Here is a 13,555-nt window from a genome sequence, read left to right on the forward strand (position 1 = left end):
TTCAGTAGTACTCCTTTAAGTTATAAAATGTATCCCTAAGAGCCGGAATCCTGCCTATTTCATTAATAAGATGGTTTAATTCTTCAATGGATGTTGATGTTTTCCTGTTTGTGGCACCGAAGACCTTTTCACTAAATGCGGTGCCCACCAGATCACTTCCACCAGACAAAAGTGCAATTTGTGCCATTTCCTTTCCAAGGGCCACCCAGTAAACGCTTATATTCCGTATCGACTTGCCAAGAATTGCACGTGCAAGTGCATAAACCTTAATATCCTTATCGCCAGAAGATGGATACCTAACCTTCCCCATTTTGTATAATGGTGTGTTTTCAATGCTAAATTTCAATGGTATAAATGATAGAAATCCGGGTGTGTCAATCTGATTATCTCTTAACCTTATCATATGATCTATAATATCATCAAAATTTTCAAGATGCCCGTATGTCATTGTGGAATTTCCGTAAATTCCAAGGCTGTGTATTAATTTTGCATCCTCCAGCCATTTCTCACCGGATATCTTTTCAGGTGTGGTTATTAATTTTCTGACATTTTCGTTAAAAATTTCCGCCCCACCGCCTGTATGCGCATCCATTCCAGCCTCCTTTAACCTTTGAATAAGGTCCTTAATTGATACACCATGGGTTCTTGATATAAAATCAATTTCCGGAATGGTAAATGCCTTTAGGGTAACATCAGGAAGGTATTTTTTAACCTCCTTAAAAAGCGATTCGTAATATTCTATTGATAAATCTGGATTAAATCCTCCAACTATATGTATTTCTGTAACGTTAAGAGCCTTTGCCTTTTCTATATCTTTTTTAATATCGTCAAGAGAGAGCTCATATCCCTTTTTATTTGGTTTATTAATTTCATATTTTTTAATCTTATATGGTGTATAAAATGCGCATATTGGGCATGATGCAGTACAATAATTTGTATAGTTTATATTATACGATACTGCATATGATACAGTATCACCTGTATCAAATGATCTCAATGAATCTCCAATTTTCATCAGGGAATATATATCAAGATTTAAAAGTTCAGAGGCTTCTTTTTTATTTAACTCATTGTTTTTAATATAATCTATCCAGTATTCTTCCTCATATTTCATCATATAAAATTGTATATCTAAAAGAAATAAATACTTAACTATTAAATTATTCATTTGTTATGTTTATTACAAATACTTTAAAAATAATTTAAATGGAATAAAAAGAAATAAAAGTTTTAATTGCCTAGAATTATAATTTATTGCCTAAAAATGATTAACATTGTAAAAATTTTTTATTTTTATAAGTTATACTATTAATGATTTGGACATTTTTTTAAAGATATTTGTTATTTTTTGTAACTATTTTCTATGAGTATTTTTATTCTAAATTTATTATACAATACTTAATATATTGCTTAAGATCTTTTTTAGTGTGTTATTTGTTGAATTTAAAAAAATATTATATATTCAATATCTTGATTTACCAGCAAGGGTTACAATTGCACACCAACCATTTTGCCTTCAAGCATAAAAAAATTAACCTCCAGAAGATTAAATTCATTTAATATCTTGATAGGCACCTCATAATGTTTGAAAAATTAGGTTATGGTTTTTGTTAACCATGTTAACAAACACCTTTAGAGGTTATCATATCTTTGATGCTTAAACTTCCTGGTTACAAGCCAGTACCCTCGAGTCTGCGAAATGATTCAGGTATTGCTTTTTTATTATATGATACATGTAACTCTGTATGTATTAATATACCGTTTAATGATCTAAAGATTGCCCTTTTGATTCTACTGCCTAAATACACTTCATGCTTTTCCATAGTTTAATTATCAATAAATGAGCCTTTGGATGTATGTAATTCATCGTGGATAATTACATTTATTTTGTATTCCTATTATAGATTTGATCTTTGAGGTAATTGGCTTGCCCTGGCTCATAGTTTCTCATGGAATTCAATGAACAATAATTGCATGAACCGTCCAGATTATACCTTTTATGAACTATCAATAAACAGAATATTTATTAATGTCTCTAGATTATAAAACCATTGATATTGGGAGAAGATTATGGCTAAAAAAATTAGGGATTATAAGTCATGGGTTACATCACACACTGAATGTCCCAATTGCCATTACAGATTCAATTTTAGGCATTCCAAATGGGGTTCAGTAAGTGCGGTAAGGGTTGGATCAAATTGGGTGTTCATCTGTCCAAATTGCAAGACTAAACAGAGTTTTCTCTTAAAAAAGGGTGAGGAGGAAGGTTTGCCGCTGATTATTGACATGCCTCTTTCCTCATTCCTCTCAGAGGCATTTGCGGGTTTGGTTGCGTTGGTTATTGTAACAATTGTGCTTTATTATGTGGCCTCTAAAAACATAAGTTCTGATGTGTTCATCTACGGTTTCGCAATTTCACTCATAGCTTATATAGTTTATATGATCTGGCTGGGATTTATTTCCAGATCTTCTGGAAGAACCTACATAATGGACCAGCATCATTGATAAATACCGTTCATTTGACTAATTTACATTATATAATCGGGTTGGTAAGTTATCTAATGAGGATTTTTTTAAAAATATGGTTAAATTTTGTTTTTCATTTATAGTTAATCTTTCATGCGCAGAAGTTTTTGAATTAAACGGATATTTATTTTATATTTTTAAGTAAAAACTTAAGAATGGACCGATCGGGATTTGAACCCGAGCCCTCCTGCTTGCAAAGCAGGCGATCTACCGCTGATCTATCGGCCCAGTTATAATTATAATACACTGGATTTTAATAAAATTATTAAATCTTTCGTCTTCCATGCATTCTCTATTTATTATAATGTTATATGAAGGGGGAGGGGGGTGCATTTCCGATGGAACTAAAAAAAGGTATATGATACCATTAGATATAAAAATAAATATAAAGTCATTAAATTATATATAACTATATATTATTATATATAATATACGAAAAATTTATTAATAATTATATTAACATCATTACCTTTCGTAAAAATCAAAAAATAAAAAATTAAAAAAGTTTTGGTTTTGATATCTGTGCTTTTACATATTTATCCCTAATTTTTATGTAAACTGGTTCATTGCTTTTCATAAAATCTTTATTAATATAGCCCAGGCCAATTCCAGTGTTAAGTATTGGTGATACTGACCCGCTTGTAATGTAACCTATTTCATCATCATTATGATATATTTTAAATCCTGGTCTTGGTATATTCTTATTTTCAAGTATAAATCCTCTGAATATAATTTTAAAATTATTTTTGTTTTCAATTAATTTTTCCCTTCCTATAAATTCATGGTTTAAATTTACAATAAATGATACTGACGCCTCGTAAGGAGTTTTATCCTCATTAAAATCCTGGCCTGATAAAAGCATTCCCTTTTCCATCCTTAATGTATCCCTTGCACCCAGCCCACACGGTCTGCCATCATAATTTTTTATTATATCAAGCAGCTTTTCCCATAATGAAGGTGCAATTTCATTCGGTATTATCAGTTCAACGCCCCTCTCTCCTGTATAACCTGTACCTGAAACCATCATAAAATTTTCATTTAATAACGGATTTAAAAATTGTATATTATTTAATAAAAAATGAAAGTTTTCTGGCATTTCTATTTTCATTTCCCCTAAAACTTCCGGCGTTTTTGGACCCTGAACTGCTATATGTGATATTTCATCAGAATGGTTGATTATTTTAATGCTATAACCTGTGGAATTTTTATTTAACCAGTTTATAATTCTCTCTATATTTGCTGCATTTGGTATTAAAAAGTATTTATCATCCCATAATTTATATATTATTGTATCATCTATCATTTTCCCATCTGTATCCAAAAAAGCGGTGTATGTGCATTCACCAATATTTAAATCTGAAATTTTTGTTGGAAATATATAATCAACAAATTTGTTAGCATCATTTCCCTCTATAATAACATCGCCCATATGTGATACATCAAATATCCCAACGTTTCTTCTTACAGCCATGTGCTCCTCGACTATTTTTGTATATTCAAGAGGCATTTCCCATCCATGAAAATTTGTCATTCTTGCATTTAATTTTAAGTGTTCATTATAAAGTGCTGTTCTTAGGGGTATACCCTTTTTTAGTTCCATCGGAAATGCACCCCCCTCCCCCTTAAACATCTTTTTTGCTGACTATTGTATAAAAAATATGCATTAATCAAACAATACCTCATAATAATGTAATATTAAGGATGGATTTAAACTTTAGATAATTTAAAAAAATTATTTTTTAACTATCTGGGTCTGTTTACCTTTTATTTCCCCAAGCCAGATTGTTAAAAGTCCAAATGCTATTACAGGTGAAACAAAGGAAATTAGGCCAACATCTCCCCAGCCATCATATCTTATTCCCCAAAACAAATAAAAAACTCCACCGATTAAAATTAGTATTATTCCAACGATAATGTATATACCTGTCATATTGAAAATTTTTTCACGATTAACCATTTCATTTTTAATATATAAAAGTTGCATAAAAAGTTTTTGAAATAAAAAGATAAATATAAATGTATCAATGAATCTATATAATCAATGTGAAATTTTATATTGCGATATATTGCAAAATAGAGAAACATAAATTCTTAAAAAAAATTTATATTTAAACGCCATTTTAAGATTAAAATGAATAAAAATATTGCTTTTACATCATTACCTGGATTCACTGCTGCATTGGAGGCAACAATGATTTTGCTTGCAATACCTGAAATATCAAAAGAATTTGGTGTATCATATTCAGAATCAACATTATTAATAATAATATTTGTAATAATAGAAACATTATTTGTTGTTCCCTTTTCATTAATAGCAGATAAATATGGAATTAAAAAAATAATGATAATAGGTTCATTTATAATGCTAATGGCATCAATATTAATTTTTCTTTCAAATAATTTTATTGTAATGCTATTATTAAGGGCTTTTCAGGGACTTGGGGGGTCAATGGTAATACTAACATCATTATCATATGCATCCTTAATGAGCCCTGATGTAAACAGGGGGAAATCAATAGGATTAAACCATACAATAATAAGTCTTGGATATGTTATTGGACTTCCATTAGGCGGCCTGATGGCATCTATAAATTATAAATATCTATTCCTATTTACAGCATTTTTATCATTGTTATCCATTATATTAATAATAAATATAGATGAAATAAGGGGAAAATCCGAAATAGGAAAATCATCATTTTATATTACATTATTATTTTCTGGGTTAATATTATCAATATATTATATTCCATTTATAATTATTGCAGTGATAGGTTTAATATTTTCATTTAAAATTAGATTAAATAAGAAATTTGCATTATCATCATTTTCAGGATTTTTGCATTCAATAACAAGAAATATGCTTGCAGCATATTTTGTATTTTTATTGTATTCATTAAATTACACACCATTAATCATAGGTTTGCTTGTTTTAATATATCCTATATTTTTCACTTTTACATCCTTTGTTTCCGGAAAATTGCATGATAAATACGGATTAAAAATAGCATCTATTGGATTTTTATCAATGAGCTTATTCTCATTATTATTATTTTTTAATTTTATAATTCCTGAAATATTTCTTGGAACTTCCACAGGAATTGCAACAACATCAAATACCGCATATACAATGAATTCCTTAAATAAAAATGACAGAATAACAGGATCAGGAATAAGGTCATTACAGGGAATAGTAACAAATGCAATTGGTCTTGGTATAGGCTCAAAATTGCTGTTAAATCTTAATCATGTTATATTTATAATAATTCTCTTAAATTTAACAGCATTAATAATTACATTAATCCTGTATAAAGCCCATAAAGCGCCGTAGGCCGAAATGAGCCTAAAGGTTTAATACCATTCCAGACAATAAATCATTATGGATGTATATCCCTAGATAGGGGTCTCCGGCCCTATGTATATAAGACTGTATAAAAATACCTGAAAATGAATGAACAAAATAATGGTTTATCGATTAGATAAAGATTGCGGACATAAAGCTAAGGCCATAAAATTGCTTTTCCCTGAAAATCCCGGACTAGAGGAATAATAGCGTCATCCAGTTTCCAGATGTGAGCATACCTATACATAAATTCTGATTTATATTTATCATATATAATACCCATCTATTGATTTATAATTTTTAATATTATACACAATATTATCTGAAATATTTTTATCAGTGCTTTTACGGATCATATTGTGTTTATATTATTTTTTATTTCCATTGAGACTGTGCTCAATGCTTTAGATATAATGTTAATGATCATCCTATTTTTATATAAATTTCATGTAATTATGATAATTTTATTTACTGCAATTTATGGTCACGGGTTTTATCATTATTTAATCTTTATATTTTATGTCATATATGACATAAAAATTATGTAAAATCATGTCTTATATAATATAATGCTTACAGATGAAGAGTATATCAATTGATGTTGGATGGTGATTCTTAAACAAAAATTTTTCCATTTCACGATATATTTATTATCAACCTCTTATAATAATATTTTTTTAAAAACCTCTGTAATATTTCCTTTATCTATTTTTGTTAATAAATTTTAATTTAATTAACGGGTCTTCAATATAATATTTATTTTCAGATTTTTTTATAAATCCATATTTTAGAAGCTTTGTTATGTGATTGTTTAAAATCGTTGAGGATATGTAACCAGTTTTTGTTGTAACATATGCTTTTATTGCAGACCAGTTGTTTAATCCTGCTGCTATTGACTCCATTATAGCCATATACCTGTCCTTAGAATTATTGATTAATTTATTTATCTCGCTATCTATTAACCTTTTGCTATATTCTATGACATTATTTATTGAATCGTAATTATTTAATTTTCGAATAGCCCGGTTATATCCGTAGTATGTCAGCCATCCCGCGATTCCGTCCAGAATATCTATGGCAGAATTTATATCATTGTCATTTACCTTTATTTTAGCCTCTTCAAAGCCGGATTTTAAGAAATTGTAGGACGTTTCATTATCGAAATGCCCAATTTTAATTTCATTTATCATTCTTCCAAATAGCGGACTTTCAGTATTATCTATATCAATAAACTCCTCTAAAATTCCAATTTCACTTCCTGTTATTATTATATGTATATTTTTCAAATTATCATATGCCCATGCCAGTATATTGTTATATCTTTTTCCACTGTATTTTAGATACTGTGCCTCATCTATAGCCAGGATGAATACATCATTATTCTTTTCTGAGATTTCATTAATTACCTCAAGAATATTATTTAATTGATATTTTTTGGATGCGTCTATATCTATTTTTAAATGATTTATTTCAATACCATTTATTTTGGATAAAATATCAGAAATCAAAAATCTCAGTTTTTGAGAAATCCCTATATCCTTTTTTAATTCATGCAATATTTTTAAAGATATTTCATTTTCTCTGATAGTTCCGGATTCGTTGAATAATTCCCTTATATCTATTATTATGTATGGTATTTCAAGAGAATTTAATACACTTTTTAACAGGCTAGTTTTTCCTGTTCTTCTAATTCCGTATATTACTGTTAACGGTTCTGTAACACATCTTTTTAGTAATAATATTTCCTTTTCTCTACCGAAAAGGTCTTTAATATTATCTTTTGGTTTTATGTTAAATAGCATTAGTAATACCCCCTATTATTAAGTAATACTCCCTATTATTTAAAGTTCATTAAAATGTATTAAATTATTTTTATCTAAATATAGTGAGAATCGGAGGCGGTTGTTATGCAACTTGACCCTTGAGGCCGTTAGTAAGAATAGCCGCCCTTCGACTCGATTTCATACCTTATAATTATAAGGTGAATAGGAGTTTGTCGAGTCTTCGATTCTGAATCTCACAGAATCATTAGAGGTGATTAAATGGTTATAGGCTTGGATGTACATAAACGTTCCGTATATGCTACGGTAATGGAGGATAATGGTACTATTATTTCCCAGAAAAATATGGAAAATAATATGGAGATAGTTAATGAGTTTTTATCAGTTTATAAGGATCATGATATTGTAATAGAATCATCAACATCCGGTAAGTATCTTTCCAGGGAATTATTAAAACTAAACTATAAGATACATCTGATTAATCCTGCAAAGGTTCCTGAAATATATAATAATTACAAGAAGACAGACTTGGGAATAAAAAATAATAGAATAGATGCAATATATGCACGTGTATCATCCAATAATAAGAATGATTTATATAATCAAATAAACAGATTAAAATCATTATACCCAAATGCACAAATATTCAGTGATATTAAATCCGGATTAAAATTCAACAGAAAGGGATTCATTGAATTATTAAATATGATAGAGGACAATAGGATAAACAATATATATTACACATAAGGACAGACTGGCAAGGTTTGGCTTTGATTTAATAGAGAATATATGCAGGATGCATAATACAAAAATAATAGAAACAGATGGAGAAGAGATATTATCAGCCAATGAGGAATTAAAAAATGATTTGATAACAATAATAACATTATTCTCATCCAAATTATATGGATTAAGATCACAGAAAATGAAGGATAAAGGATATATTGGAGGCTGTAAAGGAATGACTCATTTATGGAAATCTATCGGTGATAAAAGAACCATAGTGTTCGAATACAAACCAAGTGACACCATTCTAAAATATCTAAATGATATGAGGGATTTAATAAATAGGGCTATAATAAGTGCATATTCAATGGCAAAATCCAATAATAATGAATTACCATCCCCTATTGTTTTAAGAAAATCATTAAAGAATTATTATGACAATAATATAATTTATGCAAAGCACCATATCAATCCTGCATGCAGGAATGCAATCCAAAATTATGGATAAACCCTGTGGATGCAAAGAATCCTGGAATAGAATATGAAAACATTGTAAAGCTTAAATCAAAAACTGGTGAAATTGACATGGTGGCAAAAATTACAGAGGATGTTCTTCCAGGCGTTGTATTCGCACACATGCATAATCCAAAAATAAACCATAGAATAACTGTAACTACGGGCCTGCAAAGAAATTCTATGAAAAAAGGAACTTTATGGAATATAAATTTCTTGAGTATATAAAGAAAAATTGTTTAACTCATTAAACCGTTAATACAATGCCGTGAGCCGGGATTGAACCAGCGACCTCCAGATCTTCAGTCTGGCGCTCTCCCAACTGAGCTATCACGGCCTAAAAGTGTAAGAAAGGTATGACTTATTTTTATTAAAAGGTTTTTGTTTTCATTTATAGCCAATATTTTTTGCAATGTAAATGTTTATATATTATAATTATAATACACATCTAATGTTTGGTAAAGTGTCTAATGCTGCAACCATGTTGTTCTTTTTGGGTTTGCAGAGCGGACACTAACCTTAAAACATTAGTTAATTTTTAAGGTGGTGTTTTTATGGGCTATGACATAGATAGTATGGATTCTAACGCGATTTTTAATATTGGTATGTACAGCAGGGAAGGTTTTTCCAGCACTGGCAGGAAAATCACCGTTTTTGATACCACATTAAGGGATGGAGAGCAGAGCCCTGGCATTAAATTCTCTCCAGAAGAAAAACATAAAATTGCATACATGCTTGAAGATATGGGTGTTGACATTATTGAGGCTGGATTCCCTGCTGTTTCATCAGAGGAGTTTAGCATAATAAAATCGGTAAACTCCACAGCAACCAGGGCAAAAATATGCGCCCTTGCAAGATGCAACGATGGAGACATATATTCTGCAATAAATTCAGGTGTTAATTATATACATATATTTATAGCGACGTCAGATATTCATTTAAAAAACAAACTAAAGATTTCCAGGGAGGAAGCATTAAAAAAAATTGAACATTCAATTAATATAGCAAAGGATGCCGGTTTATATGTTGAATTTTCTGCAGAGGATGCAACCAGAACTGATATGGACTTTCTTATAAGAGCATTTAAAACAGCAGAAGTAAGTGGTGCCAATAAGGTAAACATACCAGATACTGTGGGCATAATGAATCCAATTTCCATGAGAAATATTGTTTCAAGGATCAAGCAAAATATAGATATACCTGTAAGCGTCCACTGCCATAACGATTTTGGACTTGCAACGGCAAACACCATATTCGGTGTGGAGGGTGGTGCAAGTCAGGTGCAGGTGACAGTAAATGGCATTGGTGAGAGGGCAGGAAATGCCTCCCTTGAGGAAGTAGTAACAGGATTAGCCGCCTTCATGAATGCAAAAACAAACATAGATTTTTCTAAGATTTATAATATATCCCAGGCAGTATCAAGATTTAGTGGCATGGAAATACAAAAAAATAAGGCAATAGTCGGTGAAAATGCATTCTCGCATGAGGCAGGAATACACGTGAATGGAATAATAAATTCTCCTGCAACCTATGAGGCCATAAATCCAGAATTTGTAGGCAGGCAGAGGACAATAGTTATTGGAAAGCATTCTGGCAGATCATCCATAGAATGGATTTTAAACAAAAATGGAATAAAATGTTCTGAGGATGAGGTTAAATACATACTTGAAGAAATAAAATCATACAATGGCAAGGAGGCATTTGATGAGGACAGGGTTATAAATCTTGCCAGAAATATTATAAAAATTAGGGGTGATTAATTATGGGTAAAACTGCGGTTGAAAAGGTTTTCAGCAAAAAATCCCACACGGATTCTTATGCCGGGGACTATGTTGTTGCAGATGTTGATTATGTTATGGTTAATGATATTACCGGGCCCATTGCAGTGGATGCTTTTAATTCCATAGGAAATGCACCCGTCAGGGATAAAATAGTGATTATCCCGGATCATTTTGTACCACCCAAGGATATTAAATCTGCAATACAGTACAGAAAGGTAAAGGATTTTGCGCTAAATAATGGAATTGAGAATTTTTTTGACATAGGCAATGGCGGGGTATGCCATCAGGTTATGATGGAAAAGGGCTTTGCAGCACCCGGAAGGCTTATTGCCGGTGCAGATTCACATACAAATACATACGGTGCATTATCCTCAATATCTGTTGGAATAGGCAGCACTGAGGCAGGTGTAATTTTTGCCACAGGAAAAATGTGGTTTAAGGTTCCTGAAACAATAAAAATAAACATTAATGGAAAACTAAAAAAGGGAGTTGAGGGTAAGGATGTTGCATTAAAGGTTTTATCAATTACAGGTCATGATGGTGCAACATACAAATGCATGGAATTTTCCGGTACTGCAATTTCTTCATTACCTGTTAATGAACGCATGACAATAGCAAATATGACAACCGAGGCGGGGGCAAAATGTTCATTCTTCGATACAGATGATAAAACAATAGAATACCTTAATAAACGGGTTCGCGGTGATTATGAAATAGTTAAATCTGACGCCGACGCACATTATGAATCCATAATTAATATCGACGCAGATGATATCGAGCCCTCAGTTGCAGTACCAAACTCTCCGGCAAATGTTAAACCATTATCGGAGGTTAGGGTTGAAATAGACCAGGCATACATAGGGTCGTGCACAAATGGCAGAATAGAGGATATTAGAAAGGCTGCAGAAATTTTAAAGGGTAGAAAAATTAACAAAAGGGTTAGACTAATGGTGGTTCCAGCAAGCCAGGAGGTCTATAATCAGGCCCTAAGGGAGGGATTAATAGATATAATAGTAAATGCCGGAGGTTATTTTTCAGGCACAACATGCGGTGCATGCCTTGGTGGTTATATGGGTGTTCTTGGACCCGGGGAGGTTTGCATTTCAAGCACAAACCGCAATTTTATAGGCAGAATGGGCGATAAAACCTCAAAGGTTTATTTAGCTAACCCCAGTGTTGTGGCTGCCTCGGCAATATTAGGCAGAATAGCATCGCCGGAGGAGATTTAAATGAATGACAGGATAACAGGAAATGTATGGGTTCTTGGAGACGATATAGATACTGATCAGATTATACCGGCCAGGTATCTGGTTACATCTGATGAGAAAGAACTTGCCAAGCACTTTATGGAATACACAGACCCCGAACTTGCCGGAAAAATAAAGCCAGGGGATGTAATTATCGCAGGCAAAAATTTTGGGTCAGGTTCAAGCAGGGAACATGCGGTTTTAACCATAAAGGGCCTTGGCATATCATGTGTAATAGCTGAGAGCTTTGCCAGGATATTTTTTAGAAATGCAATAAACCTTGGAATGCCATTAATAGAGGCAAAAATCAATGCAAATTCCGGTGATAAAATATCGATAGATTTCAATGATAGCGTTATATTAATTAATAATAAAAAATATACATTTAAAAAATATCCAGATTTTCTAAAAAATATAATAAATGCTGGTGGGTTAATAAATTATGTGAGGGAATATAAATGGTAGACGTTGCGGTTATTCCAGGAGATGGTATAGGTAAGGAAATTATACCTGAGGTTTGCCGGGTTATAAATAATATAAACGATGAAATCAATTTTATATATTATGATATATCATCTGAGAGATACTTAAATAAGGGTATTACAGTAACAGATAATGAAATCTCAGAATTAAAATCATACAGGGCAATTCTTTTTGGGGCCATTGGCGATTTTAGAATTAAGCCTGGTATAATGGAGCAGGAGGTTATATTGAGACTTAGAAAAGATCTGGACCTTTATATGAACATTAGGCCTGTTATGTCAATGCCAAATGTGTCTAAATATAATAATCTAAACATAACAATATACCGCGAAAATAAGGAGGATTTTTACTCATTAATAAACGGCACCCTTGATAATGATATGGAATTTAGGCACTCTGATGCACTAAATAATTATGATATTAAAATATCTGGAACATCTAATGATAAACTTAATTATAATCTTGGAATACTTACAGAAAAAAATATAACAAGATTCTTCAGGAAGGCATATGAATTAATTGAAGATGATAACATTGTGATAACAGATAAGGCAAACGCAATATCAATGTATCTTTTCTGGAGGGAAATTGCAAAAAATGAATCATCAAAATTTAATAAAAATATAAAATTCGAATATGCCGATTCACTTGCGTACAATATTATCTTACATCCTGAAAAATATAAGCACATTATTGCACCAAATCTTTATGGCGACATTCTCTCAGACATGACATCTGCACTTGCAGGAAGTTTGGGATATGCTGCCAGTGGAAATATTGGCGATAAAAATGCAATGTTTGAACCTGTTCATGGTAGCGCACCTGATATTGCCGGGAAGGGAATAGCAAATCCCATTGCCGGAGTATTATCAGGGTCAATGCTTCTGGATTATCTTGGATATAAAAAGGATGCACAAAGAATTAAGAACATCATTAACCAAATGCTTCAAAATAAAATAATTCCAGTGGAATCTGGAGGAAATGCCGGAACACATGACATCATAAAATATATATTAAATGAAAAATATGAAATAAATAATTAAATTTTTATTTACATATCTGTTTAAAAAATATTAAGGATTTAACCCAATTTCTATCATATACAAAACAACATGTATCAAAAACGACATTTAATGAAACAAAACGTCCCATTTA

The 13,555-nt window shown here is 31.3% G+C and carries 13 protein-coding genes and 2 tRNA genes; 9 read left to right on the forward strand and 6 right to left on the reverse strand.

All coding sequences use genetic code 11. The features are described 5' to 3' along the window. Position 1: 1 nt before the first annotated feature. Positions 2 to 1,117, reverse strand: a complete 1,116-nt coding sequence (locus tag TZ01_RS06850) for a radical SAM protein (RefSeq protein ID WP_048102184.1) — start codon at positions 1,115 to 1,117, stop codon at positions 2 to 4. Positions 1,118 to 2,070: 953 nt separating this feature from the next. Between TZ01_RS06850 and TZ01_RS06855 the strand changes: the two genes are divergently transcribed. After that, the gene (locus tag TZ01_RS06855) at positions 2,071 to 2,505 is read left to right on the forward strand and encodes a hypothetical protein (protein WP_048102059.1); all 435 of its coding nucleotides are present in this window, start codon (positions 2,071 to 2,073) and stop codon (positions 2,503 to 2,505) included. 177 nt (positions 2,506 to 2,682) lie between these two features. On the opposite strand, the gene TZ01_RS06860 is transcribed toward TZ01_RS06855, so the two are convergent. The 3 genes from TZ01_RS06860 to TZ01_RS06870 form a co-directional block, all read right to left on the reverse strand. After that, positions 2,683 to 2,754 (reverse strand) — tRNA-Ala (locus tag TZ01_RS06860). Positions 2,755 to 3,022: 268 nt separating this feature from the next. Next, positions 3,023 to 4,126 carry a glycine cleavage system aminomethyltransferase GcvT gene (gene gcvT / locus TZ01_RS06865; protein WP_048102185.1) on the reverse strand — a complete coding sequence of 368 codons (1,104 nt, stop codon included), beginning with the start codon at positions 4,124 to 4,126 and terminating at the stop codon, positions 3,023 to 3,025. 132 nt (positions 4,127 to 4,258) lie between these two features. Further along, the gene (locus TZ01_RS06870; RefSeq protein WP_048102186.1) at positions 4,259 to 4,483 is read right to left on the reverse strand and encodes a hypothetical protein; all 225 of its coding nucleotides are present in this window, start codon (positions 4,481 to 4,483) and stop codon (positions 4,259 to 4,261) included. Between the two features lie 174 nt (positions 4,484 to 4,657). On the opposite strand from TZ01_RS06870, the gene TZ01_RS06875 reads away from it, so the two are divergent. Beyond that, on the forward strand, positions 4,658 to 5,857 hold the full coding sequence (locus TZ01_RS06875) for an MFS transporter (protein WP_048102060.1): 1,200 nt from the start codon (positions 4,658 to 4,660) through the stop codon (positions 5,855 to 5,857). 713 nt (positions 5,858 to 6,570) lie between these two features. On the opposite strand, the gene TZ01_RS06880 is transcribed toward TZ01_RS06875, so the two are convergent. Continuing rightward, the gene (locus TZ01_RS06880; protein WP_048102061.1) at positions 6,571 to 7,671 is read right to left on the reverse strand and encodes an ATP-binding protein; all 1,101 of its coding nucleotides are present in this window, start codon (positions 7,669 to 7,671) and stop codon (positions 6,571 to 6,573) included. A gap of 240 nt (positions 7,672 to 7,911) precedes the next feature. On the opposite strand from TZ01_RS06880, the gene TZ01_RS09215 reads away from it, so the two are divergent. Genes TZ01_RS09215 through TZ01_RS06890 form a run of 3 tightly spaced genes read left to right on the forward strand, consistent with a single transcriptional unit; the run spans position 7,912 to position 9,117 of the window. Beyond that, on the forward strand, positions 7,912 to 8,397 hold the full coding sequence (locus TZ01_RS09215) for a transposase (protein ID WP_082180469.1): 486 nt from the start codon (positions 7,912 to 7,914) through the stop codon (positions 8,395 to 8,397). A 49-nt stretch (positions 8,398 to 8,446) separates the two neighbouring features. After that, on the forward strand, positions 8,447 to 8,884 hold the full coding sequence (locus TZ01_RS09220) for a hypothetical protein (protein ID WP_052656823.1): 438 nt from the start codon (positions 8,447 to 8,449) through the stop codon (positions 8,882 to 8,884). Then, complete coding sequence (locus TZ01_RS06890) at positions 8,854 to 9,117, forward strand: molybdopterin dinucleotide binding domain-containing protein (RefSeq protein ID WP_048102062.1); 264 nt, start codon at positions 8,854 to 8,856, stop codon at positions 9,115 to 9,117. The genes TZ01_RS09220 and TZ01_RS06890 overlap by 31 nt, the downstream gene beginning before the upstream one ends. A gap of 36 nt (positions 9,118 to 9,153) precedes the next feature. On the opposite strand, the gene TZ01_RS06895 is transcribed toward TZ01_RS06890, so the two are convergent. Then, positions 9,154 to 9,226, reverse strand: a tRNA-Phe gene (locus TZ01_RS06895). Between the two features lie 217 nt (positions 9,227 to 9,443). Between TZ01_RS06895 and TZ01_RS06900 the strand changes: the two genes are divergently transcribed. The 4 genes from TZ01_RS06900 to TZ01_RS06915 are packed head-to-tail and all read left to right on the forward strand — an operon-like array spanning position 9,444 to position 13,443. Continuing rightward, a complete protein-coding gene (locus TZ01_RS06900; protein WP_231563438.1) occupies positions 9,444 to 10,649 on the forward strand; it encodes a homocitrate synthase family protein in 1,206 nt (401 codons plus the stop codon). Between the two features lie 2 nt (positions 10,650 to 10,651). Continuing rightward, complete coding sequence (locus TZ01_RS06905) at positions 10,652 to 11,899, forward strand: 3-isopropylmalate dehydratase large subunit (protein WP_048102064.1); 1,248 nt, start codon at positions 10,652 to 10,654, stop codon at positions 11,897 to 11,899. Next, positions 11,900 to 12,382 carry a 3-isopropylmalate dehydratase small subunit gene (locus tag TZ01_RS06910; protein WP_048102065.1) on the forward strand — a complete coding sequence of 161 codons (483 nt, stop codon included), beginning with the start codon at positions 11,900 to 11,902 and terminating at the stop codon, positions 12,380 to 12,382. Then, entirely contained in the window at positions 12,376 to 13,443 is a 1,068-nt protein-coding gene (locus TZ01_RS06915) for an isocitrate/isopropylmalate family dehydrogenase (RefSeq protein WP_048102066.1), read from the forward strand. Before TZ01_RS06910 ends, TZ01_RS06915 begins: the two co-directional genes overlap by 7 nt. The last annotated feature ends 112 nt before the right edge of the window (positions 13,444 to 13,555 follow it).

Origin of the sequence: Acidiplasma sp. MBA-1 (assembly GCF_000949015.1) — an archaeon.
GTDB lineage: Archaea > Thermoplasmatota > Thermoplasmata > Thermoplasmatales > Thermoplasmataceae > Acidiplasma > Acidiplasma aeolicum.

Coding starts and splice junctions, on each gene's coding strand:
- TZ01_RS06850 (WP_048102184.1), bottom strand. CDS start 1,117: ATGATGAAATATGAGGAAGAATACTGGATAGATTATATTAAAAACAAT.
- TZ01_RS06855 (WP_048102059.1), top strand. CDS start 2,071: ATGGCTAAAAAAATTAGGGATTATAAGTCATGGGTTACATCACACACT.
- gcvT (WP_048102185.1), bottom strand. CDS start 4,126: ATGGAACTAAAAAAGGGTATACCCCTAAGAACAGCACTTTATAATGAA.
- TZ01_RS06870 (WP_048102186.1), bottom strand. CDS start 4,483: ATGGTTAATCGTGAAAAAATTTTCAATATGACAGGTATATACATTATC.
- TZ01_RS06875 (WP_048102060.1), top strand. CDS start 4,658: ATGAATAAAAATATTGCTTTTACATCATTACCTGGATTCACTGCTGCA.
- TZ01_RS06880 (WP_048102061.1), bottom strand. CDS start 7,671: ATGCTATTTAACATAAAACCAAAAGATAATATTAAAGACCTTTTCGGT.
- TZ01_RS09215 (WP_082180469.1), top strand. CDS start 7,912: ATGGTTATAGGCTTGGATGTACATAAACGTTCCGTATATGCTACGGTA.
- TZ01_RS09220 (WP_052656823.1), top strand. CDS start 8,447: ATGCATAATACAAAAATAATAGAAACAGATGGAGAAGAGATATTATCA.
- TZ01_RS06890 (WP_048102062.1), top strand. CDS start 8,854: ATGCAGGAATGCAATCCAAAATTATGGATAAACCCTGTGGATGCAAAG.
- TZ01_RS06900 (WP_231563438.1), top strand. CDS start 9,444: ATGGGCTATGACATAGATAGTATGGATTCTAACGCGATTTTTAATATT.
- TZ01_RS06905 (WP_048102064.1), top strand. CDS start 10,652: ATGGGTAAAACTGCGGTTGAAAAGGTTTTCAGCAAAAAATCCCACACG.
- TZ01_RS06910 (WP_048102065.1), top strand. CDS start 11,900: ATGAATGACAGGATAACAGGAAATGTATGGGTTCTTGGAGACGATATA.
- TZ01_RS06915 (WP_048102066.1), top strand. CDS start 12,376: ATGGTAGACGTTGCGGTTATTCCAGGAGATGGTATAGGTAAGGAAATT.